This window comes from Kordia antarctica (assembly GCF_009901525.1).
GTDB classification, from domain to species: domain Bacteria; phylum Bacteroidota; class Bacteroidia; order Flavobacteriales; family Flavobacteriaceae; genus Kordia; species Kordia antarctica.
In genome coordinates, this window is record NZ_CP019288.1 from 4,512,774 (window position 1) to 4,537,097 (window position 24,324).

The 24,324-nt window shown below is 32.9% G+C and carries 19 protein-coding genes; 10 read left to right on the plus strand and 9 right to left on the minus strand.

Annotated features, from left to right (window positions below; genetic code table 11):
- Nucleotides 1-24 precede the first annotated feature (24 nt).
- Nucleotides 25-2,565, minus strand: a complete 2,541-nt coding sequence (tamL, locus tag IMCC3317_RS18910) for a translocation and assembly module lipoprotein TamL (protein ID WP_160131045.1) — start codon at nucleotides 2,563-2,565, stop codon at nucleotides 25-27.
- 38 nt (nucleotides 2,566-2,603) lie between these two features.
- Between tamL and IMCC3317_RS18915 the strand changes: the two genes are divergently transcribed.
- From IMCC3317_RS18915 to IMCC3317_RS18925, 3 genes are all read left to right on the plus strand, one after another.
- Nucleotides 2,604-3,335 carry a TrmH family RNA methyltransferase gene (locus IMCC3317_RS18915; RefSeq protein WP_160131046.1) on the plus strand — a complete coding sequence of 244 codons (732 nt, stop codon included), beginning with the start codon at nucleotides 2,604-2,606 and terminating at the stop codon, nucleotides 3,333-3,335.
- 452 nt (nucleotides 3,336-3,787) lie between these two features.
- On the plus strand, nucleotides 3,788-5,593 hold the full coding sequence (locus IMCC3317_RS18920; protein WP_160131047.1) for a hypothetical protein: 1,806 nt from the start codon (nucleotides 3,788-3,790) through the stop codon (nucleotides 5,591-5,593).
- Nucleotides 5,594-5,603: 10 nt separating this feature from the next.
- A complete protein-coding gene (locus IMCC3317_RS18925; RefSeq protein ID WP_160131048.1) occupies nucleotides 5,604-6,584 on the plus strand; it encodes a hypothetical protein in 981 nt (326 codons plus the stop codon).
- A 130-nt stretch (nucleotides 6,585-6,714) separates the two neighbouring features.
- Here the strand turns inward: IMCC3317_RS18925 and porT are convergent, their stop codons facing one another.
- Both porT and ubiE read right to left on the minus strand, forming a co-directional pair.
- The gene (gene porT / locus IMCC3317_RS18930) at nucleotides 6,715-7,434 is read right to left on the minus strand and encodes a type IX secretion/gliding motility protein PorT/SprT (protein WP_160131049.1); all 720 of its coding nucleotides are present in this window, start codon (nucleotides 7,432-7,434) and stop codon (nucleotides 6,715-6,717) included.
- A 5-nt stretch (nucleotides 7,435-7,439) separates the two neighbouring features.
- Nucleotides 7,440-8,168, minus strand: coding sequence for a bifunctional demethylmenaquinone methyltransferase/2-methoxy-6-polyprenyl-1,4-benzoquinol methylase UbiE (gene ubiE, locus IMCC3317_RS18935; protein WP_160131050.1), 729 nt, complete (start codon nucleotides 8,166-8,168; stop codon nucleotides 7,440-7,442).
- A gap of 160 nt (nucleotides 8,169-8,328) precedes the next feature.
- Between ubiE and trkA the strand changes: the two genes are divergently transcribed.
- The 4 genes from trkA (at nucleotide 8,329) to IMCC3317_RS18955 (ending at nucleotide 12,083) form a co-directional block, all read left to right on the plus strand.
- Nucleotides 8,329-9,678, plus strand: a complete 1,350-nt coding sequence (gene trkA, locus IMCC3317_RS18940; protein WP_160131051.1) for a Trk system potassium transporter TrkA — start codon at nucleotides 8,329-8,331, stop codon at nucleotides 9,676-9,678.
- A gap of 9 nt (nucleotides 9,679-9,687) precedes the next feature.
- Nucleotides 9,688-11,178, plus strand: a complete 1,491-nt coding sequence (locus tag IMCC3317_RS18945; RefSeq protein ID WP_160131052.1) for a TrkH family potassium uptake protein — start codon at nucleotides 9,688-9,690, stop codon at nucleotides 11,176-11,178.
- A gap of 103 nt (nucleotides 11,179-11,281) precedes the next feature.
- Complete coding sequence (locus tag IMCC3317_RS18950; protein ID WP_160131053.1) at nucleotides 11,282-11,542, plus strand: hypothetical protein; 261 nt, start codon at nucleotides 11,282-11,284, stop codon at nucleotides 11,540-11,542.
- A 244-nt stretch (nucleotides 11,543-11,786) separates the two neighbouring features.
- A complete protein-coding gene (locus IMCC3317_RS18955) occupies nucleotides 11,787-12,083 on the plus strand; it encodes a hypothetical protein (protein ID WP_160131054.1) in 297 nt (98 codons plus the stop codon).
- A gap of 438 nt (nucleotides 12,084-12,521) precedes the next feature.
- Here the strand turns inward: IMCC3317_RS18955 and IMCC3317_RS18960 are convergent, their stop codons facing one another.
- On the minus strand, nucleotides 12,522-13,703 hold the full coding sequence (locus IMCC3317_RS18960; RefSeq protein ID WP_160131055.1) for a pyridoxal phosphate-dependent aminotransferase: 1,182 nt from the start codon (nucleotides 13,701-13,703) through the stop codon (nucleotides 12,522-12,524).
- A 208-nt stretch (nucleotides 13,704-13,911) separates the two neighbouring features.
- On the minus strand, nucleotides 13,912-14,964 hold the full coding sequence (locus tag IMCC3317_RS18965) for a fatty acid desaturase (protein ID WP_160131056.1): 1,053 nt from the start codon (nucleotides 14,962-14,964) through the stop codon (nucleotides 13,912-13,914).
- Between the two features lie 117 nt (nucleotides 14,965-15,081).
- Between IMCC3317_RS18965 and rsmG the strand changes: the two genes are divergently transcribed.
- Nucleotides 15,082-15,711, plus strand: coding sequence for a 16S rRNA (guanine(527)-N(7))-methyltransferase RsmG (gene rsmG / locus IMCC3317_RS18970; RefSeq protein ID WP_160131057.1), 630 nt, complete (start codon nucleotides 15,082-15,084; stop codon nucleotides 15,709-15,711).
- Between the two features lie 108 nt (nucleotides 15,712-15,819).
- Here rsmG and IMCC3317_RS18975 read toward each other — a convergent pair whose 3' ends face one another.
- Nucleotides 15,820-17,499 carry a DUF6029 family protein gene (locus IMCC3317_RS18975; protein WP_160131058.1) on the minus strand — a complete coding sequence of 560 codons (1,680 nt, stop codon included), beginning with the start codon at nucleotides 17,497-17,499 and terminating at the stop codon, nucleotides 15,820-15,822.
- A 40-nt stretch (nucleotides 17,500-17,539) separates the two neighbouring features.
- On the minus strand, nucleotides 17,540-18,028 hold the full coding sequence (locus tag IMCC3317_RS18980) for a TlpA family protein disulfide reductase (RefSeq protein ID WP_170293858.1): 489 nt from the start codon (nucleotides 18,026-18,028) through the stop codon (nucleotides 17,540-17,542).
- Between the two features lie 225 nt (nucleotides 18,029-18,253).
- On the opposite strand from IMCC3317_RS18980, the gene IMCC3317_RS18985 reads away from it, so the two are divergent.
- On the plus strand, nucleotides 18,254-19,564 hold the full coding sequence (locus tag IMCC3317_RS18985) for an Omp28-related outer membrane protein (RefSeq protein ID WP_160131059.1): 1,311 nt from the start codon (nucleotides 18,254-18,256) through the stop codon (nucleotides 19,562-19,564).
- A 77-nt stretch (nucleotides 19,565-19,641) separates the two neighbouring features.
- Here the strand turns inward: IMCC3317_RS18985 and IMCC3317_RS18990 are convergent, their stop codons facing one another.
- Complete coding sequence (locus IMCC3317_RS18990; protein ID WP_160131060.1) at nucleotides 19,642-22,038, minus strand: T9SS type A sorting domain-containing protein; 2,397 nt, start codon at nucleotides 22,036-22,038, stop codon at nucleotides 19,642-19,644.
- 235 nt (nucleotides 22,039-22,273) lie between these two features.
- On the opposite strand from IMCC3317_RS18990, the gene IMCC3317_RS18995 reads away from it, so the two are divergent.
- Entirely contained in the window at nucleotides 22,274-22,441 is a 168-nt protein-coding gene (locus tag IMCC3317_RS18995) for a hypothetical protein (protein WP_160131061.1), read from the plus strand.
- Between the two features lie 92 nt (nucleotides 22,442-22,533).
- Here the strand turns inward: IMCC3317_RS18995 and pruA are convergent, their stop codons facing one another.
- Nucleotides 22,534-24,159 carry an L-glutamate gamma-semialdehyde dehydrogenase gene (pruA, locus tag IMCC3317_RS19000; RefSeq protein ID WP_160131062.1) on the minus strand — a complete coding sequence of 542 codons (1,626 nt, stop codon included), beginning with the start codon at nucleotides 24,157-24,159 and terminating at the stop codon, nucleotides 22,534-22,536.
- Nucleotides 24,160-24,324: the final 165 nt, after the last annotated feature.

A 24,324-nucleotide genomic window follows, 5' to 3' on the forward strand; every position in this document is an offset into this window, starting at 1 on the left:
GGTTTTGTAATTTAGAGAACCAACCTAAAAAGGATAATTAATCCCAATATTATACACAGCATTTCCAAAGTTATAATCATTAAACCAACGATTGCCAATAGGATATGCAGGATCGTACGTTTTGAAACCTGTATCAAATCGCAATACAAAAAAGCTAAAGTCGTACCGAATTCCAAAACCAGTTCCGAGTGCAATATCTTGCAAAGAAGAAAATCCGTTAAACTCTCTATCTTTATCTCCAATATCATCAAACACATTCCAAATGTTTCCGGCATCGGCAAAAAATGCACCTTTGAAGCTTCCGACCAAATCAAAACGATATTCTACGTTAAATGCTAATTTTAAATTTGCTTCGTTAAAATCTAACAGACTCGCCGAACGTCCTGGACCTAATTGATACGCGCTCCAAGCTCTGTTGTCATTCGATCCGCCACCAAAGTAACTTCGTGCAAACGGAATATTATCTGAGTTTCCATACGGAATTGCAATCCCGAAAAAGCTACGAAATGCCAATACATCTTGCTTTGCCGAAATTTCCCAATGTTTTATATAATCGAACTCAGTTTTTATATATTGTGAATACTGAACGCCGAAAAGCTCATATTTTCCACGCGCATTTTTATCTAATTTTGTCACATTAGCAATTGCAGACAAAAAGTTTCCTGCAAATTCTAGTTCTGTACGGAATTGGAAAAAAGTATTATCCGAAATATTTTCTTTGTTGTTGTGTAAAAAATTAATCTTCGAAGAAGCAATCAAGTTATCTTGTGTCAATCGGAATTGACGTTGTTCCACACTCAAAACTGTAGATAATTGATCTGCGGTTACCGAAAAAGCATTGTTCACAACATCTTCTATAAACTGATCTGTTTCGCCCAAAGCGATATCCAAAGAAGCGTCATCCGCAATATAATTAGAATTTTGAGCAACCTCATTTAAGCGATCATACGAACTTGTATACACGTTAAAATAGTTACTTGTGTTTAAGTTTCTAATGAATTGAACATTGAATAATTCCAGATTAAATGTATTCTTCTTACTTGGTGTCCAATTGTAACGAATCAATCCTGTAAACGTTTGTCTGTCCAATCCAATATTTTGTTGCACACTTGTTCCCAATGATAAAACCGTAGTTGGCAACATGTATTTTGGAATGATTTTATCCGTATTAAACGGAAAGAAGAAACGCGGAAAATTTAATCGAATATCAGCTCCAATTTCAGAAATATTGAAGAATTGATCTTCCGAATCGGCTAAATCTTTGGAAGCACCTAATGTTCCTCTCGCAGAAATTTCTAACGTTTCTGCGCCGCGAAATACATTTCTGCTTAACAACGATGTGCTAAACGAAAATCCGTAATCCTGAATGTTAGAATGTGTAACATCAATATCAAAACCAAGCGAGAATTTTTTCAGCGGACTCAAATATATATCCGTCACTAAATCGGTAAGACTATCGGTATCGTATTTATACTGAATATTTGGGTATTTAAACGTTCGTAAATTACTAATGTGTTTGTATGTCAATGTCCGATCATTATCGCGATATACATCACCTGGATGAACAAAAATCGCATCTGTAATTGCCTTTGGACGAAAACGCAACTTCTCATTCGAATAAATGGTATACTCATTATAAGTAACCGAATCAATATATTCTGATCGCGAATTGGCAAAGGTATTATCTGTATAAATATTTACTTTTTTGATGCGATGCACTTTGTATGGTTTTTCAACAATTGTATCCTGTTTCCGCTCTTGTAAGTTGTTAATTTTGATCAATGTTGGAAGTTTATAATCAGGTGTTATTGAATCAATTCCAACCGTAGGTTTAATAGAATTTAACTGAAAATTATAAATTCCGGAGTTTCTAAACAAAACAGTTAAGCGTTCACGTTCATTGTAAAAATCAGCCGTATTGTATTGTTTTCCTTGCTTTACAAGCGATTTGTCTTTGTGTAAATTGTAGATAGAATCCAAATCGGGCGATTTAATCACTACTTGCAAACTATCAATAAAATATGGATTTCCTTTTACTATCGTATAATCGATACTTGCTCTTTTTTTCTGTTCGGAAGAAATAACTTCGTAGCGCGCTTTTGCATTAAAATATCCTTTATTTTGATAATATACCTTTAAACGATTGGTTGTTTTCTTGGTCTTTTTTTCGTCGATAATCACAGGCGCTTCACCAATTTTTTTCAACCAATTATTAAAACCAACTTTATAGCTTCTCATTTCTTCCACTTGCTTTTCAGAATAACGTCTGTACAAACGTTCTCTTCGCGTCGGATCGCGATCAAGCCAAGCTGTAAACACAGAATCAGGATCAACCCCTGCGGCATTATAAATATTTAATCGCAACGGATACCCCAAAATACGACTGTTTGGTTTTTGGTACATTTGACTCAACGCATCAGGATCGTTTGATTTCTCTCCGTCAACGATTAAGTTGTTGTTAATCAGTAATTGCTCACTTTCTTTCACGCGCTTAATAGAATTACACGAGCCAATGAATGCGACAATTATAATAAATAATGATATTTTTGCTAAATAAGATTTCAATAAGTGGTATTTTTCAAATTCAAAAATAAACTATTTGCATGGTAAGCAAAAGACAAATAAAAATAATAACGAGTCTACATCAAAAAAAGTACCGAAAATCAATTGGTTTATTCGTTGCGGAAGGAAAAAAGGTCATTGACGAGTTTTTAAACTCTCATTTTGAGCTTGATTCATTATTTACTACGGACGAAAATTTATTTGCTGTACATCCAAAAGTAACCGTTATTTCTGAAGCTGAACTTAAAAAAATAAGTTTTTTAAAAACACCGAATAAAGCACTTGCACTTTTTAAAATTTCTGATGATAAAATCGCTTCCGCAGAAGGCTTCATAGTTGCACTTGATGATGTCCGAGATCCTGGAAATTTAGGAACCATCATTCGTTTGTGCGATTGGTTTGGCGTAAAACAACTCGTATGTTCTGAAGCTACTGTTGATTGTTACAACCCAAAAGTAATCCAGGCAACAATGGGTTCGTTAACACGTGTAAATGTTGTATATACAGATTTAGGAAAATATCTAGCCGAAGCAAAACTTCCAGTATTTGGTGCGTTTATGGATGGAGATAATGTCTATAAAACAAAACTGCCGAAAGACGGAATTTTAGTCATGGGAAATGAAGCAAATGGTGTTTCTGAGGAAGTTTCAAAATTAATCACACAAAAAATAAGCATTCCACGATTTGGAGAAATTCAAGCAACCGAAAGTTTAAATGTCGCAACAGCCACAGGAATATTGTTGAATGAGTTTAAAAGGAGTTTGTTTTTGTAGTATCGTTTACCACATTTTCAGTCTCATTAAGATATTCAAGCAAACAAAAATTAGTTAATATTTTGATTTTACGGTTTACCGTAAGGTCAGAATATTTCTTATTTGTATGTAGTTTTTTATTATTAGAAATCCCGTAATTGAAGTAATGTAAAACCGTATTTACCTGGTTGTTAAATGGTTATATTTGCTGTGTTAAAAATATTCATTGAATTATTATTCAGCAATGTAATCGTCATATTGAAATTAGTATTACACGCTCTCATTTGAAATCAAATTATGCTTCTGTCAATTATATGTTTACTATTCGCGTAAAGTAAATCATTATTTGCTCAAAAAAGACTATTTCTATTAGCAATTGTTATAGGTGTAATTTTGCTCTATTTAGTTAATTTATCAATGATTTTGCCGAAAATCCTCTTATGATTAGGTATCATCAAAATAACAAGCGAAAAATGAAAAAACACATTTTTATATATTTTATTTTACTCTTTTTATTCTCATGTGATAATGATGAATTTCATGAAGCAGAAGAATTAGAGAATCACGTATCAACAGACTTAAGAATTCAGTACAAGCGAGGAAGTGAAGTTTCTGCCTCTGCACTTGACTTCATCAAATCAAGAACGAATAATACATTTACTGTCACTAGCAAAAAGGGTGAAGTTAAATTGAATAGTTCTCTATCATTATCGAAAAATAATGAATTGGGAACAGTAGATACTTCAAAAGAAATTGTTGTTATTAATGAAAATAATACAAAACATACTTTTAAGGTAATTGCACCCTCAGAACATTCAAACACTGTTATAAACCTTATTGTAGTGGAAAAGGAGACGGATAGTTATGAGTACTTTTTAAAATATACTTTCGCTGGAGAACTTCCAATAAATGAAGAAACAGGAACAACAGATTTTTCAGAATTTAATGGAACAATAGAGACCTTTAATGCGGATGGTGCTTTGATAGGCTCAATGACAATTGAAAACGGTATTATAACAAACGATCAAGGTCAACTGTCTCCTTGCCCTGACGACAGCCAAGAACCTACTGATGATAACACTAATGTAGATTCTAATACAGGAGGTTCAGACAGTAGTACTGGAATACCAAATGACGACAATACAGATGACCCTTTGAGTAGTGGAAACGGTGACCCTAATCAGAGTTCTCAATTTACTGATCCAAATGGAGATTGCGGTTTAACTTGGGCTTATGAGTCTTGCGGATGTGGAGGTAGTCCTAATGGTCATGCTCCTCAAGGAGTTGATTGTTGTCAAGGAAGTCCTTTGGTAATAAGAGACTGTAATGGCACTGTTATTGCTCAAAGAGATTCAAATACATCAACAACAATCTTTAAAAGAAACGGTTTTGATCCTTGTGATGATGGTGATGTAGGTGTAATTTTAGACGATGATGTTTTATGCGCTATGGATAATGATAGTTTTAATGCTTACTATTCTAACAAATCTCCTTTCGATGTTGATTTGAATGATGTGAGGAGATACTGTGATTCTATTACACCTCCAGATCCAGAAAATGAAAAATTTATGTGTGTTTATAATAAACTAGTAAATTCTCCGAAGTTTAAACATTTATTTACTGATGTTTTTGGTGACAGCGAAAATTTAAATGTGAAATTTGAAATTGTTGATGTAGTGTCTGCTACAAACCCTCATATTAATGCTAATTGTCAGGCTTCAGGAACTCTTGACTCAAATGGTAATTTGGTAAATGCCCTTATGACTATTAAGATTAAAAGATCGCATATAAATGGGGACCCAAGAATTTCTCTAGCTAAAACTATATTACATGAATGCATACACGCTTACATAAAACTGAAAAAACTTGACAGTAATCAAGGTACAACCTTCCAAGATATAAACAATGAAACGTTAGGGCAACTTATAAATCAATATTATGGGAATGGACAGTTTAGCAACGGTCAACATGGACATGAATTTATGTTTGATTATATGTTGCCAAGTATGCAACAGATGCTAAGTGACGTTAGAGACAATCTTGTCCCGGAAAATCATAGACAGATAGTTGAATCAAGAAACTATCAATCTTCTAGTAATCCTGTTGTCTCAAATCATCCATGGGATTGGAATGAATTTTATTACTATTACAGCTTACTCGGTTTACATAATACAAATGCATTTGAACAACAAATAGAATCTAATCCAATAAAAAACTATCTTTATGGTAAATATAATGGAGATGGAGAATTACTAAGCAGTTCTTATTGTCAAGACTAAGATAAAAATTATGAAAAAAATCATACTAATTATTCTATTGTCAAGTTATGGGCTTTTTGCTCAAACAATTGACGATTTGAAAAAATCAGATTCAATCTATTTTTACTTTTCTTCAAGTGGATCTCAAGAAAAAAAGGTTTCTAATGAAGATAGTTACACAAAAGATACCATAGTAAGTTATTCTTATTTCAAAAATGGGAAAGAGTTTTTAGGTTTTAGATACTCAAAATATAAAAATTTTGATGCTATTGATGCGAAAAAAGAAACATATAAACAATATCATAAAAAGGAATTTCTAATAAAAAATGAACAACAAATTGTTGATATTAAATTTTTGAATAAATTAAGCTTACATACTTTTGAATTTAGAAATATAATACAGGGAAAAAAACTTTTTTTGATAGATGACGAAGAAATTACAGGCGAAAAAATTCTAATCCGTGAAGTTTTTATAAATATGTTAGATGCTGCAATATGTGATGACACAGAAAATATAAAAGTAACTACTGTAAAAGATATTCCTCCTTTTTATTACGAAATGCGAAGCAAGGATGAGTTTTATACTTTTTTAAAACCCAAGAAAGATGATGGAAACGAAAACTTATATGTGCTATTTAAACCTTCTAATAATACCTATAAAAATAGTTATAAGTATACTACATTAAATGGATCAATACGCTCTGAGTCTAAAATTCAAGAACAATTTACGTTTAAGCTTACTATAAAAAATCAAAAAGTGTTTTTTCAACTCACTAATAAGAGAAAACAAAAAATGATACTTTTAAAAAAAGATGATCTGTTTAGTGGGAAGTACAATACTGTCTCCCATGAGAAACTCAGTACTTTATCAGAAAAGCAGTTTGAAAATTTATTTTCAACAGTAAAAAATATTTATGTTGTAGAAAATTTTGAAAATAGTGAATTTGTAACTCTTAAATTGGTAAAAATTTCTGCCGAAGCAAATGATTTTATAAGAAAGGACTATGAATAAACTATCACTTCAGATTTTATTTGGTACTACGGCTATAGTGAACGATGTTATAAGGTTTTAATAATTTTATTGTGAGTAAGTTTCAATAAGATTAACATTTTCTTAAAAGCTGTGAAAATAAAGTTGTAGCTTACTGAAACGTAAAATTAATAAAAACGCCACGCGATTTCATTGCCTTAATATTTCCTGTCCATGGACTATTTGGATCTACATCACGAACCAATTCATCATTCAAAGCAAAAACGCCACGAATAGAAGGTGTGAATTTAAAATAGTATAAGTAAAAATCGACTCCGAAACCTACTTCGTAATAATACGTCGCTTTCTTCATGCGAAACTGATTGTTACTATTATCATCAGGATTGTCTTGATTGCTAGATAAATTCAACGAAGTAGAAAATCCTCCAACAACAAAAGGCTTAAAATTATTTATTCGTTTCGTGCTAAATTTCAAAAGTAACGGAACATGCACATAACTCGATTTTATTTCGCGCGCTCTATCCACAGGATCTGTCAATCCGTAACTTTCTGGATATTCTAAATTTCGTGTCGAAAAGAAAATTCCTGGCTCTAAACGTATGTTTACATAATTGTTCAACTTTACGTCTCCAACCAATCCAACATTAAAACCTGTGGCTGGTTTTCGGACAATAGCTTCTGCATTTGTGTTGTACGTAAACTTAAAATCGTAACTATTAAATCCTAAATAATAACCCCAAGTTAGGATGTTATTGTCTATTTGACCATTTCCTCCACTAGCATCATTTAATACTTTCTTCTTGCTGAATAACTGAGAATAAGCAGGTTGTAATGTAAAAACACAACAGATGATTACCAAAATCTTCTTCATAAATTCTATTTTGTTGCGGTGTAAATACTTGCTACACCAAACGTTTGTGGTTTATCGTTCACATCTATAAACCCAATTTTTCGTAAAATATTGTTGAAGTTCTCACCATATGGAAAAGCGGCTGCCGATTCTGACAAATATCCATACGCAGAATTATCTTTAGAAAACAGTTTTCCGATGAGTGGTAGGATGTTTTTTGTGTAAAATTTATAAAATTGTTTGAATGGCGTTTTTACAGGAACTGAAGTTTCTAACACAACAAAAATTCCAGTTGGTTTTAAAACTCTCAAAATTTCTTGCAATCCCTGTTCTAAGTTTTCAAAATTCCGAACACCAAAAGCAACGGTAATTGCATCAAAAGAATCATTTTCAAACGGAAGTTTTTCTCCATCGCCTAATACCATTTCTATCTTATCGCTTAATGCTTTCTTTTCAATTTTTTCTTTTCCTACTTCCAACATTCCTGGCGAAATATCGAGTCCTACAATACGTTCAGCACTTGTTTCTGCTAAGTTAATTGCTAAGTCGGCAGTTCCAGTGGCAATATCTAAAATTGTCTTCGGATTTGTTGCGCCCACTAATTTTACTACTCTTTTTCGCCATTTAATATCAATTCCAAAAGAAATCACACGATTCAGTCCATCATAATTCTTAGAAATCGTATCAAACATCTCTGTAACTTGCTCTTTTTTGCCCAGATTCGACTCTTTATACGGTGTTACATTCTTTGACATATAGGAAATTTTGGCAAATATAATTAATCCTATGATGAATGTAACGTTGCAAAGCCTATAATTTACATAGGATATACAATTCTGATACTCAACACTAAAAGTAATGGTGTAAATAGCTTTTTTGCCGTATATTTGCATACTTTTTCAATACGATTCATAAATGAAAATTATTATTGCTGGAGCTGGTGAGGTTGGGTATCATTTAGCAAAACTCCTTTCTTACGAATCTCAAGATATTACGTTAATTGACTGTAATAAAGACAACTTAGAATATGCAGATGCTCACTTAGATATACGTGTCATTAAAGGCGATGCGACGTCTGTAAGTATCTTAAAAGACGCCAGAGTTGCAACCGCAGATTTGGTAATTACCGTAACTTCTTCCGAAACTACAAACATTACCATTTGCGTATTGGCAAAGCAATTGGGTTGTAAACGAACTATTGCACGAATTTCAAATACTGAATTTATAGATAATCAAGAAGAATTACGATTCAAAGATTTAGGAATCGATGAATTAATTTCTCCTGAAAAGTTGGCTGCTGCCGAAATAAGATTATTACTAAATCAATCAGCATTTAATGATAGTTACCAGTTTGAAGATGGCGCTTTAACAATGGTTGGAACTACGTTACAGCGTACCGCACCATTTATTGGAAAAAGTGTGAAAGAAACTGCAAATGTGTTTCCAGAATTACACTTTGCGCCAATTGCCATTCAACGATTTGGAACACAATATACGTTAATTCCTCGCGGAGATACTATATTCAAAGAAGGCGATCAAGTATATTTTATCACTTCAAAACAAGGTGTAGACGAATTATACAAATTAATCGGAAAGGTAAAAGAAGAGATCAAGAATGTCATGATTCTTGGCGGAAGTAATATTGGTTTTAAAACTGCGCGCGATCTTTGTCAGAATAAATTCAATGTAAAATTAATTGAAAAAGATAAAGTGAGAGCTTTTGAATTGGCAGACGATTTGCCAAATGCATTAGTAATTCAAGGTGACGGACGAAATGTAGAATTGCTTGAAGAAGAAGGTGTATACGATATGGACGCGTTTATTGCCGTTACTGGAAATTCAGAAACAAATATTATGTCGTGCTTGGTTGCGAAGTCGAAAAATATCCGAAAAACCATTGCGTTGGTTGAAAATATGGACTATTTTCAACTCTCACAATCTATCGGAATTGATACATTGATTAATAAAAAATTACTAGCTGCAAACAATATATTTAGACACATTCGTAAAGGTGACGTTGTCGATATGACGCGGCTCAACAATATGAATGCCGAACTATTAGAATTTATCGTAAAGCCAACTTCTCGCGTATGCGATAAAAAAATAATAGACTTAGATTTTCCTCGATCAGCCATTATTGGCGGCGTCATTCGTGATGGAGAAGGAATGATTGCTTTGGGCGATTTTCACATAAAATCAGGTGATAGAGTTGTCGTTTGTAGCTTACCAAGATCAATCAATAAAATAGAACGCATGTTTCTCTAATCATTGATCATGAAGGTAAATTATAAAATCATTTTTCATTTAATGGGACTGCTGTTAGTTTGCAACGGCGGATTTATGCTTATAGCCACATTGGTAAGTTATTTGTATGAAGATGGCATCACATTTCAGCTCTTTTTAGCAGCATTAGTGACAATTATTACTGGTTCACTTTTAATGGTAACGACAAGAGATCATGTCAAAGAAATCAAAAAACGAGAAGGATACATTGTCGTAACTTTTGGTTGGATTTTTATGTCCCTTTCGGGAATGTTTCCGTATTTATTTACCAAAACAATTCCAAGTTTTACAAATGCTTTCTTTGAAACTATGTCTGGTTATACCACAACAGGCGCAACAATTCTTGAAAAAATAGAAGGTTTGCCAGAAGGGATATTATTCTGGAGAAGTATGACACATTGGATTGGTGGAATGGGAATTATTGTATTGGCAATTGCAATTTTACCATTATTAGGAATAGGAGGAATGCAGTTATTTGCTGCGGAAGCGCCTGGACCAAGTGCCGACAAATTACACCCAAGAATTACAGATACAGCCAAACGTTTGTGGCTTATTTACGTAGGATATACAATTGCAGAAACCATTCTGTTACAGATTGCAGGAATGTCGTTTTTTGACGCTATTAACCATGCAATGTGTACATTATCTACGGGAGGATTTTCTACAAAAGACGCAAGTATTGCGCATTGGAATGATACTCCAATCATTCAATATATTATTATTTTCTTTATGTTTTTAGCAGGAACAAACTTTGTGTTGAGTTATTTCGCCTTTAAAGGAAAAATTCAAAAAGTGCTGAGAGACGAAGAATTCCGTTTTTACCTAATTTTTACGTTGTTGTTTACCATAATTGTCACGGCAATCATTCATACACAAGTAAATGTGGAACCTTCTGCGTATCATCCGATGGTTTGGGGCGAAGCGGAAAGTGGATTTAGACACTCGTTGTTTCAAGTTGTTGCAGTCATTACAACCACAGGATTTGTCACTGCAGATTTCACTTCTTGGACCACATTTTTAACGATTTTCTTTTTTGGTTTAATGTTTCTTGGAGGTTCCGCAGGCTCTACTTCTGGAGGTGTAAAAGTTGTACGACATTTATTGATGATTAAAAATGGTTTTTTAGAATTTAAACGAATGTTGCATCCGCGCGCAATTATTCCTGTGCGTTATAACAACAAATCTGTTTCTGAACAGATTGTATATAATATTTTAGGTTTCTTTATTCTTTACATGTTGCTATTTATTATTGGCGCACTAGTTTTAGGATTTGTTGGATTAGATTTTGAATCGGCAATTGGAGGCGCAGCATCTTCTTTAGGAAATGTTGGTCCAGCTTTGGGCAGTTTGAATCCGCTTGAAAATTATAATAATATACCAGCTTTTGGAAAATGGTGGTGTGCATTTTTGATGCTTCTCGGACGTTTAGAATTATTTACGGTATTGATTCTGATTACGCCATTCTTCTGGAGAAATCGCTAGTTTTCAGTAATTTGAGAAATATTTTTTGTGTTTTTTTTGAAAAATCCTGTAACATTAATTGTGTTGAGCCGTCTTACTTATATAATCAATCAAAAAAAACATCATGAGACCAACACATCAATTACAGCCAATTTCAATTCCTATTGAATCTACACAAAATCATTCAGATTTCTTCAGCAGAGGAATGTTAACTTCTAGTTATAAAGAAGAAATTAAGGAAAACTTTCGCAATTTAAAATCAAACTCTTTGTTTAGTTTAAAGCAATTAGTAAAAACGAATCAACTCCGATTTACATCTGCAATTGGAACTATTTTAAAGGTTTCTGTATTCGTAATCGCTTATTTGATTGTTTATACCAATTAAAATTTAAAATGACAGTTTAAAATTGTTTCTATATCCTTACTGCTTTAACATAAAACAGAACCGTAACTAAGGTTATGCTTAGGTTTTCTATCTCACATAAAGAAAATATAATTCAATTTTTCATCAATCATTTTAAACATTAGTTGGTATTTTATATAAAATATGCGAGAAAGGGGAAAAATCCCCTTTTACACTTCAAATGTTTTAGTGATATTTACAGTAATTATCAAAAGCATTAAAACAAATGTTAAAGAAGTTTAATTTTCTGGAATTTTGCTGGTTAGTTACCGTTGTACTATTGACAAGTACTGTTGTAATGATTTTTATAAGTTCAGACTTTACAGTACAATCTGCGCCAGCACGAACATTTTTCGGAATCGATTTGACATATTGCATTGTTATTTTTTATGCTTTTAATACCTTTCTGTTTTTCGGAATTAAAGAATTTTTCTGGCGTTACGAACGGAAGTTTCCAAACTCCATCATCATGTTAAGTGGTGCTATACTAACGATTTCACTTTTAGTACTCAATATAATTTAGTTAATTAGTTAATCTCAACCGAGCCAAAAGATGTCCTTATCAAACATTTTTTGGCTTATTTTTTTTGGATAACTTCACTTTTGTTGATTTGTTTGTTTGTTTGTTTGTTTGTTTGTGAAAAAAACTTTTAACTTTTATATTTTGCGTTTTATATTTTTGATTTCACTCAAAACGTCACTTCGAGTGATTTTCTGTCACATTGAGCGGAGTCGAAATGGATAGAAAATTGTATCGAGAAGTACTATGAATTCTACATTTTTTTAGAATATAGTTATTCTTTATTTAATTTTTCGATCTAGAGAAAGCAACAAAACTGTCTATTGAATGAGTAACAGATTGCTACGAATTTTTAGCAAAATTCTCGCAATGACAAGACAAAAAAAAAGCTGCATTCTTTCGAAAACAGCTTTTATACTATATTTTAAAAATAGACTTTATTTAAAGTACTTCTTTGATTTGTTTGATGGCAGTTCGTAGTTGTTCTTCGGAAGCTGCATACGAAATTCGGATACAGTTTGGGCTTCCAAAAGCATCTCCAGTTACCGTAGCAACTAATGCTTCATCTAATAAATACAACGAAAAATCAGTAGCATTGTTGATCGTTTTTCCACGTAATGTTTTCCCAAAGAAATACGAAATATCTGGAAATACATAAAAAGCACCTTCTGGAACATTTACCTTGAATCCTTCGATTTCGCCTAATAATTCTAATACAATATCTCTACGCTTTAAAAACTCATCAATCATGTATTGAATTTTGTCTTTAGAAGCATTTAAAGCAGCAATTGTAGCACGTTGTGCAATACAATTAGCACCACTTGTAATTTGTCCTTGAATCTTGTTACAAGCTCTTGCAATTTCTGTTGGTCCACCAATATATCCAATTCGCCAACCTGTCATTGCAAATGCTTTGGAAACTCCATTTACCGTAATCGTACGATTGTACATAGATGGAATTCTCGCAATACTGAAATGCTCGTTGGTAAAGTTGATATGTTCGTAAATTTCATCAGAAACTACATAAATATTTGGATGTTTTTCTAGAACTATTGCTAATGCTCTTAATTCTGCTTCGCTATACACAGAACCACTAGGATTACATGGAGAGCTGAACCAAATCATTTTTGTTTTTGGTGTAATTGCAGCTTCTAATTGCGCAGGCGTTATTTTAAAATCAGTTTCAATAGACGTTGCGACTTCCACAGGAACGCCTTCTGCCAATTTTACAATATCGCTATAACTTACCCAATAAGGTGCTGGAAGAATTACTTCATCGCCATCATTTAATAAAACCATCGCAATATTTGCCAACGATTGTTTTGCTCCCGTAGAAACTACAATTTGAGAAGGTTCATATGTTAATTGATTGTCTCGCTGAAATTTGTGAATAATCGCTTCTTTGAGTTCTGCATATCCATCAACTGGCGTATAACTATTGTAGTTATCATTAATTGCCTGAATGGCTGCTTCTTTAATGAAATCAGGTGTATTGAAGTCTGGTTCGCCCAAACTTAATCCAATGATATTTTTCCCTTCATTTCTCAATTCTCTTGCTTTTGCTGCCATTGCTAGCGTAGCAGAAGTGGACATGTTTAAAACTCTTTCAGATAATATTGACATTGTTGTATTGATTATATTGTTTGAAACTGAATCTTGCGAAATTAGTTATTTTATAATTTAAGACGAAACAATGTTAATACTAATTATTGGGTTTTGTGTTATGATTTTTTCTTTTTGAAGAAATCTCAAAGATTCACTTTTAATTGTGGTAATAAACAAAAAAAAGCCTACTAAAGTAGACTTTTTCATAATTGTATGTTGTTTGAAGTTAGCTTGCTACGCGAACTTTTTCTAGTCTGTAGTATTCTCTAAACGTAATCATACGTTGTTGTTCTTCATCCCATAATTTGTGAAACATCATTTTTAATCCATCTTTAAAGGAAAGCGTAGTTACGTATTTTGATAAGATTTTATTCTCCGTAAAACACTTTTTTAAGTTGTAATTAGGAATTCTACTGTTTAAGTGGTGAATGTGGTGAATTCCAATATGTCCTGTAAACCATTCCATGATTCTTGGAAGTTTTATGTAACTACTTCCTTTGATAGCAGATAATACAAAATTCCATTCTTCTTTCCATTTCTTGTATGAGAATTCATGTTGATGCTGAACGTAGAAAAACCAAAATGCAATGATTCCGAAGAAAAATAAAATGATAAATTGAACCGCAAAAAAGTCTGCCCAACCTATTAAATATCCCAATACTAAATAAGGAACAATCATTACAATGTTATCTTTAATGAGTAAATACGTGGTTCTTTTCCAGTTATTAAATTTTAAGAAAGGATATTTTGTTGTGATAATTAAATAATATGCTGGTGCAATTACAAAAATTACAATTGGACTTCTGAATACTTTGTATTTGAATTTTCCCCACCAATTTTTTGCTCTAAATTCTTCAACGGTTAATGTTGGTAAATCACCAACTTGGCGTACATTTTTTTCTAATTGTCCGTTATGTCCGTGGTGAAATGTGTGTGTTTCTGCCCAATATTTAAAAGGTAAAAAACTAAATACACTACAAAAATATCCTATAAAGTTACTTGCTTTTTGTGATTTGATAAAGGAATTATGTCCACAATCATGTTGAATGATAAAGATTCGAACTAAGAAAAATGCATTTACAATTCCTAGTAAGAATGTTAGTATTAGTGAAAAATCAAGTGTGAAATACATTAATGCCCAGACGGCTATAAAAGGTAAAAACGAGGAAGCCATTTGACCGATCGCTTTTTTAGTACTTTTTTTCTTATACTTTGCTATGATTGATTTCCAATTCTTTAATGATTCTACGATTTCTTGATCGTCATTTTGTTGCGTCATGGAGGAACTATTTTTCTTTTATGAGTAACGATACTTTGTTACTTTATATTGCAAATATCGTGATTTGAAAATAATAAATTCACATAATCACAAATAAAGATTAGTTTTGTCGAAGATATGGAAATTATACAAAAATATTTTAAAGAGTTAACGGAGATTCAAGTTGCTCAATTTGAACAACTAGAAGCGTTATATAAAGAATGGAATGCACAGATTAATGTGATTTCGAGAAAAGACATTGACGAATTGTACATTCGACACGTATTGCACGCGTTGGCAATTGCAAAGGTACAACCGTTTGTGTCAGGTTCGCGAATACTAGATGTTGGTACAGGCGGCGGTTTTCCTGGAATTCCTTTGGCTATACTGTTTCCAGAAGTTCAATTTGTGTTGGTTGATGCAATTGGAAAAAAAATAAAAGTAGTAGAAGCTGTTGCGGAAAGTTTGAAGTTAACGAATGTTTCTGGACATCATATGCGCGCCGAAAATGTGAAAGGTTTGTTCGATTTTATTGTGAGCAGAGCTGTTACTAATATGCCCGATTTTGTAAAATGGGTTCGCAAGAAAGTTGCCAAAAAGCAACATCATGAATTGAAAAACGGAATCTTATATTTAAAAGGTGGCGATTTGTCTGAGGAATTGAAAGATTTCCCGAAAGCAACCTTGTATTCAATTTCAGATTATTTTGAAGAAGCGTTTTTTGAAACAAAGAAAGTAGTACATGTTCCTTTGAAGTATAAACCTTGATAGTTTAGAATTATGAATTTTCCTTTTTCTGAATGATAAAAAAATAAAATCCCTTATGCAAAATACATAAGGGATTTTTTGTGGTTAGTTGGTTTGGTTGTAAGTTTTCTAAAATGCTGTTGATATATTAACGGTCAATCCTGTACTTTGTGGTACAAAACGACAAACACCTCCAACACATACTAATCCGCCACGTTGACGTCCGTAGTTTAAGGCAATTCTTGATGCACCTTTACTGAAACTTCCGCCAACATTGTAATAGTGAATTTGTTCATCTTCTATGTCATTTCCGTAGTTGTAAATATCAGTCACGTAAAATGATAATCTTGGCGTTACGTTGAACTCTAGCGTTCCACCTGCCCAGTTTTTGTCATCATCTGGCGTCCATAAATGTTGTGCTTCTAAACGAATTGATTGTTTTGAGCTTATTCTATACGTTGCTTCTGCAACAGCAATATTTGAGTTTACAACGCCACGTTCGTCAATAATATACCGTTGGTTGTAATATTGGTTTACATAGTAAAAGATACTACGCCATTTAGAATTCCATTTTTTACGAACTTCTAAACTAACTTCTGAAAAATACTTCTGTCCGAAACCAAAATATTCTATTTCAGCGTCTCTGTCTGTAAAATTAAAATCGCCTCTTAATCCTGCCCAATAGGAAGCATTCATAGCAACTTTAGTTCCATATTTCCCACCTAATGTAGATCCTTTTTCAAAGTTATAGAATATATCTATTTGTCCGCCAATCTCACCAAATTTAAGTAAAGATGGATCAGGGACAGAAATTGCAGGTTGCGCTTGGTATACATAAATGTTTGTCAACGCGTAATCGTGCTGTTTTGTTAATGCAGGTAAATAGTTTACAATGTTTTCGTTGAATACGTTTCCTGTGGCATCTCTATCCGAAAAGAAATTCATGTTTTCTAATCTTCTAAAAGTAGCGTCAATTCCAAGTCCTTTTTCAGAATATCCGAAGTTTACTAAAAGTGCATTTCCTTTTTCTACAAAGTTTTCAATGTATCGTTGTGAATTTACAATAGCATCTTTTCCTTTCGTGATGAATTCAATTCCAGAATAAAAAGAGTTTCCAGAATAATCTAATCGTGCAGAAAAAGCGTTTGTTAGTTCGTCAAAACCAGTATTTTGGAATTCTTCTGGAATGTCTTGTTTTCTTCCCACATAACTTACACCTGCAGAAAGCGAAGAAGTTTCTAAGTTGAATGCAGTTGTTAGGTCAATTTCTGAGTTGAATCCGAAAACTTCACCTTCTGACAATTTGAAACCTTCGCGTTGTCTTCCATACATTCCGGTAAATGATAAAGAGTTTGAAGGATCATATTTAATTCTTCCTCCTCTAAATGCGTTATTAATTCCTAACGGACGATTTTCCCATGCTCTTAAAATAAGTCCACTTCCAAATTGCTCATAAAAATAACCGGCAGTTACTTCCAGTTTTTCGGTTTTATATTTTGCATAGTATAATGCAACATTTGTATCGTCAAGTTTTGGAGAATAGTTAAGTAATGGCATTGGCGCATACGATTCTACTTGAATACCAACAAACCATTTTCCGTAATTATAGTCTAATTTTAGATAGTTGTTTGATCTAAAATGTTCGTCTTCGGCAAATTTTCCTAGTTTCGTATCATCATTATACCATTGCATATTAGATTCAAATCCACCAGTGAGTGTTCCCCAATCTTTTTTGTCTTCATCATCTTGTTCTTGCGCAAATCCTACAGAAAAAGCCAATGCAACAGAAAGGTATAGTAATTTTTTCATGCAAATATGTTAGTTAGTTTAGTTTAATTTTTGGTTAGGTTTACTTCGTGTTTTTCTTAACTACTTCGTAAAGTTGATCTTCTGCACCAGGAAAGTATCCTGTGTGGCGATATACAATTTCTCCATCTTTAATTACAATTACGTGTGGCATTGTTGTGATATTTAACGCCCGTTGTAAATCTTGATTTTCATCTAAAAGAATTTTGTATTCCCAACCTTTACCATTAATTAATGGCTTAATTCTTTTTTTAGTTCTTGCGTCGTCAGTTGCAATAGCAATTAATTCTACATTAGTTTCATCTTTCCAATCGTCATACACTTCACTAATTGCATCTAACTCATTAATACAAGGAACACACCAAGTTGCCCAAAAACTAATAATTTTTACGCCTTTTACTTTCGTGATTTCATCCATGTTTAATGAAGTTCCGTCTAAGGTTTTTACAGAAATATTAGGAATTTCTTTTTGCGCATTTGCATGTAGTGTAAATAGTAAGAATACAACAGCAATACTTATAATTGATTTCATATTTTTTAGTTTAATAGTGAGAATTTCGTAAATATATAAAAGGATATTTTAAAAAAGCAATAATAATAAAATAAATCGATTTCACAATTTTCTCCACATTCTCTATATAATTAATAGGCTATTTAGTTGATTTACTGTTTATTGTATTTTTCTTTTTTTTAACAAAAATTTACTATAATTTAGTACGCAAAATAAACCAAATCAAAACTTTAAAAAAAAGTCTTTATGAAAACAAGAAACATCTTAAAATGCTTAGTCGCTGTAGTCGCTATATTTACCTACTCTTGTAGTAGTGATTCAGACGGAGGCGGAACACCTACAACACCAACGCCGGGCGGCTCAGGAATTACATCTATAACAGTAACTTCAAGTGACAGTTCAATAGAGTTAGGTGGTTCCGTTACATTTACAGTAACAGCTAATGATGGAAGCAACGTAACATCGACTTCAACTATATTAGTAAACAACAGTTCTATTCAAGGCGTATCTTATACACCAACTGCAACTGGTTCATTTACTATCAAAGCTTCTTACGAAGGATTAACAAGTGCTAATATTAATTTAAATGTGTTACCTCCAGTACTTACTGCTTTACGTGTAGAAAGTGCAGATACAAGTATTAAAGTAGGAGATACTGCTGCTTTTATTGTTATCGGAACAGATGCTTCAGGAAACGATTATACAATTACAGATTCTGCTGATATTTCAGTAAATGGAACTGCTATTGTTGGAAATAGATTTATGGCAACAGCTATGGGAGATTTAGAAGCAACAGCTACTAAAGATGCACTTACTTCAACTATATTTACATTGCCTGTAACTGCTGAAACTGCGCCAGGAACTTTCGCTAGAAATGCGGTAATTGAAGATTTCACAGGAACATGGTGCGGATGGTGCCCAAGAGTTTCATATGCTATTGAGCAAGTTGAAGCACAATCAGATAGAGTATTTGCTATTGCAGCGCACAGTGGAGATAATATGGAAAATTCATTTAGCTCTACATTAGTATCTCAATTTAATCCAGGTGGAAGTTACCCAACAGCAGTAATTAACAGAGATGCTGAATGGACATATCCTGAGCCAAGTAATGTTGCACAAGCTACAAACTTAGCTACTGGAACAACTACTTCAGGATTATCAATAAACTCTATGGTAGTTGGAAATCAATTGCAAGTATATGTTAGTACTGCATTTGCACAAAGTACATCAGGAGCAAAATTGGTAGTATTGGTTCTTGAAGACGGAATTGTAGCTTCACAAGGTAATTATACAAGTTATTATGGAGGAGTAGATCCAATTCCACAATTTGAGCACAATCATACATTAAGACATTCAATGACGAATGTATTAGGTGATGCTATTGCTAATACAGCTGCAAACTCAAAGAATGATAAATTATTTGATATTGCTATACCAGCTTTGGTAAATGATAGAAGCAAAATGTCAATCGTTGCTATGATTGTTGCTTCTGATAATACAGTAATCAATGCTACAGGAGCACATGTTGGAACTGATAAAGATTATGAAGCTAATTAATAATTAGTTATACTTCTTAAATTATTAAAAAAGCAGCTCAATTGAGCTGCTTTTTTAATACTACTATGTCTTAAAATTTAATGAACTATAACCTTTTCTACCTGTATTTTATCATTATATCCTAATTGAAGTATATACATTCCAGCGTTTAATTTCATTGGAATTGTTATGTTGTTTGATGTGTTAACTATATTTTTCTCTAAAATCAATCTTCCGGAAATATCATAAATTGAAACAGCTAATTGCGTTAAATCAATAGGGATATTTAGTATTAATTGTTCTTTAACTGGATTGAGAACAATTATAAAATCATCTTGTATATTGTCGTTTATTCCTAAAGAATTATTCACAATTTCATTCCATGCAAAATTAACATTTTCAGGAGAAAGTGAAATGTGATTTTCATTATTCACAGGCATGTGCCAAGCGTCAAAAGGTGTTTCATTTACGTTTTCTGCAGTAGTTGGAGTAGGTATTGCATACCAATTGTTTTGATTTTTTAATGCCATTGAACTTATGGTGGGAATAAAATTAAAATAATCAGTTTGTAAATTCATGAAGAAAGCATCAATCGTAGGATCTCCGCCTGTGAATGTAGTTGATAAAGCGCCTAAATCAAAAAGTCCGCCCATTGCTGCATCAATTCCATTTGAAAAACTTTCCGCTCTAGAATCTGCATCGGCATAAATATCGCAAAAACATAAAACGGGTGCATCTACCCAAATATCACTAACTTCTGCGGTAGTTCCGCTAGTTGGTCCATACCATACTTTTAAATGAACATCCGTAAGAAATGCTACATCTTCTATAAGTGCATCTAACACTTGTCTTCCAGGCAAAATAGGATTATTCATTTTGTCTAAATAAGGATTTCCAAAACCACTCCCGTTAATCATGGTTACTTTTCTTAAATTTTCAGGATAACCAGATGTTCCTGTGCCATTTAATCGATTAAAGAAAAGGTCAAAATAAGGATGCGGTTGCGGTAAAACAACACTATCATCAAATTCTGCAATTTGTCCACTTTGTAAATGTGATTCCATATGATCAGTAAGCATTTGTCTTGCTGCTGGCGATTTTAACATTCCGTCAACAACGGGTCGTAAAGAAACTACACTAAAATTACCAACCCAAGTATCTAATCCGTATGCTAAATAGTTGAATAAGTGTTGAAATCCAATAGGAACATTTGCACCTAAATGTGGCGCATCAAATGAAATCCATAAACGTGTATCGTGCGAAAGCGAGTTATCTTCCATATACTTTAAGGCGTATCTAGAAATTAATCCGCCCATGCTAGGACCAATAATTACATTTTCTTCATTTCCGACTTTCTGGCTGTTAATAGTAGTAATTAGTTGAACCAATGTCATTGCATTTCGTTCAATAAAATCTGCGCCTCCATCAACTAAAGTGCTTCCAACAGGATAATCAGTTTCATCAATAACCAAATCTCCATTTGTGTCAGTAATAGTACTTAACAGTTGTAATGTATTATCTGTTAATTTTAAATACTGTGGCAGATTTAAAATAACAATATCAAAATCTTCATCAGCTCTAATTCTGTCTCCTAAATTTTGAGTCGCTCCACCAGCGTCTGTATACGTTAGTAAATCATAAATTGCGTTGATATCTCTTGTATCATCAGGATCAAAGCCATCAATTACAATGATAGGTTTATCTAATGAATTATCTGCGCCTAAAAATATTTCATATTCTCCCATTCCTGGGAAACTGTCTACACCTGAATAAATAGACAATGCAGGATCAATAGTTGCGGTTACAGTATGCATATTTTCTGGCGAGTTTGAACCACTTACAAATAAGGTTGAAGTAGATTCAGTTTCTTCACCATTAGCAAAACGTACATTAAATGTAAGTGTCTTTTTTCCAGCATTTACATAAGAAATTTGAATTGGAGTATTGAAAGGAATAGTTCTAAAATCCTGTCCATCTCCAAAATCTATTCTTAGTTCTGAAATAGAATTTGTAGTTGTATTTTTGAATAAATTACTATCCACATAAAAACTAGTTGCCAAACCTCTTTTATGCGTAGTTAATGATGCAATAATTGTTTTGGTTTTCTTCTGAAAGATATTAGAAACATTCAATCTAACTTTATAACCATCACCAGAAACAATGACATCATTTCTCGAAATAGCTTCAGGATGTATAGTTTCAAAAGTAGTATGAATTCCTCCAATTTTTATAGTTTCATTATAAGAAGTAGTTCGCATTGATTTTTCTAGTGTTTGACTGTCAAAATCAAGTCCAGCAGCATTCAATTCATTGACCGATTGAAGCAAATTATACATTCCGTAATACTCATAATCTGCATTCAACACAGAAAAAGGAGCCATTTTAGTAACTACAATTCCTGTTTCAGACGGAACAGTTTTAAGATCAACATACGTATCATTTGATTGTGCAATTATAAATAAAGGGAAAATTAAAAAAAGTAGTTTTATCTTCATAAGATATTTTTTAGAAAAAGAATAATAGAACAAAATACCATTTATTTTCTTCACTGACAAAAACTTGAAAAATACGGGACTCCCTTTTTATTTTAAGATGGAACTGAGAATTATGTAAAAGATATTTTTTTCTGCAGATGATGTATTTAATTGACAATTAGTTTTTTACGGTGAAACCGTACTAGAAATCGCTTTTGAATATGTACTTTTAGTTTATAACTTAAAATTAAACGTCATGAAAAAAAGAAATTTCAAGAAAATTAGCCTAAACAAAAAAATAATTTCAAACTTAAAAGCAGGAACTGTAAAAGGTGGAGCGCCATCTCAGCGATGTAGCGATGTATACTACGAAGATGATGACGGAATGATTATTTGCTGTACTTTTCAAGGACACGGATGTTAATTAATCATCAATAGTACCAATAAATAAAGAAGAAAAAAAGCCAGTGTATTTTATGTACACTGGCTTTTTGAATTTATAAATTATTTTAGGTTTTATCCTAAAAACGGATATCTGTAATCTATTGGTGTTACAAATGTTTCTTTAATTAATCGTGGAGAAACCCAACGTAACAAGTTCTGTGGAGAACCTGCTTTGTCATTTGTTCCTGATGCTCTTGCGCCACCAAATGGTTGTTGTCCAACAACAGCTCCAGTTGGTTTGTCATTCACATAAAAGTTCCCTGCGCAGTTTACCAAAGCCTTTGTAGCTTCTTCAACCGCATACCGATCTCTAGAGAAAACAGCTCCTGTTAACGCGTATTCTGAAGTTTGGTCAACTAATTGTAGCGTTTCCGACCAATCAGCATCGTCATACACATAAACAGTCATAACAGGTCCAAATAATTCCGTTTCCATTGTTGTATACTTTGGATCTTTTGCAACAATTACAGTTGGCTCAATAAAGTATCCTTTTGACTTGTCATAATTTCCACCAATAATAACTTCTGCGTCTGCATCAGCTTTTGCTTGGTCTATATATTTTGCCAATTTATCAAACGAACCTTCATGAATTACCGCTGTAATATAGTTTCCTAAATCGGCAGGCGAACCCATTTTAAAAGAAGCAACATCTTCTTTTACATAGTTTAATACTTCATCAGCCATTGATTTTGGTAAATATGCTCTTGAAGCAGCACTACATTTTTGTCCTTGAAACTCAAATGCACCACGTGTAATTCCGGTAGCAACTTGTTTAGGATCTGCACTTGGATGCGCAATGATGAAATCTTTTCCACCAGTTTCTCCAACAATTTTTGGATATGTTTTATATGTGTGAATTTTGTTTCCAATCTTCTTCCAAAGCTCTTTAAATACGTAGGTAGAACCTGTAAAGTGAACTCCAGCAAAATCAGGACTTTCCAAAACAGTATCTGTAATCATAACAGGATCACCGTAAACAACGTTTATAACGCCATCTGGTACACCAGCTTCTTTAAAAATATCTACCAATACTTTCGCAGAGAAAATTTGACTATCACTAGGTTTCCAAACTACTGCATTTCCCATCATGGCAGCACTTGCAGGTAAATTTGCTGCAATCGCTGTAAAGTTAAAAGGCGTAATTGCGTATACAAATCCTTCTAATGGTCTATATTCAACACGATTCCAAACGCCTTCTCCAGAATCTGGTTGTTCAGCATAAATTTGAGACATAAACTCTACGTTAAAACGTAAAAAGTCAATCAACTCACAAGAAGCATCAATCTCTGCTTGGTGTACATTCTTAGATTGCGCAATCATGGTCGCAGCGTTTATTTTTGCTCTATAAGGACCAGCAATCAATTCAGCAGCTTTCAAAAAGATAGCAGCACGTTCTTCCCATGCTATTTGCGACCATTTTTTTCTAGCTTCCAAAGCGTTTTCAATAGCGTGTGTTACATGCTTCTTTTCTGCTAAATGATACGTTCCAACAATATGTTTATGATCGTGTGGCGGAGACATTGTATTGGTGTTTCCAGTTCTTACTTCCTCACTACCAATATACATTGGTACATCTACATTTCCATTAAAATACGTTTCGTATTGAGCAATAACAGCAGCTCTTTCTGGAGTTCCTGGTGCGTACGATTTTACAGTTTCGTTAATTGCAGTTGGAACTTGAAAAAATCCTTTTCCCATAGGTTATATTTTTAATTAAATTTGATTAGAATTTCGAGGTGCAAAGATACAAAAAAAAAGCACCTTAACTTGCGGTTCACTTTTTTATCACTTTTAAAGTAGTATGTTGATTTTGAAGCTGTTTTTCTAAAAAACATACATTTCGTAATTTGCTCAATATCTAGG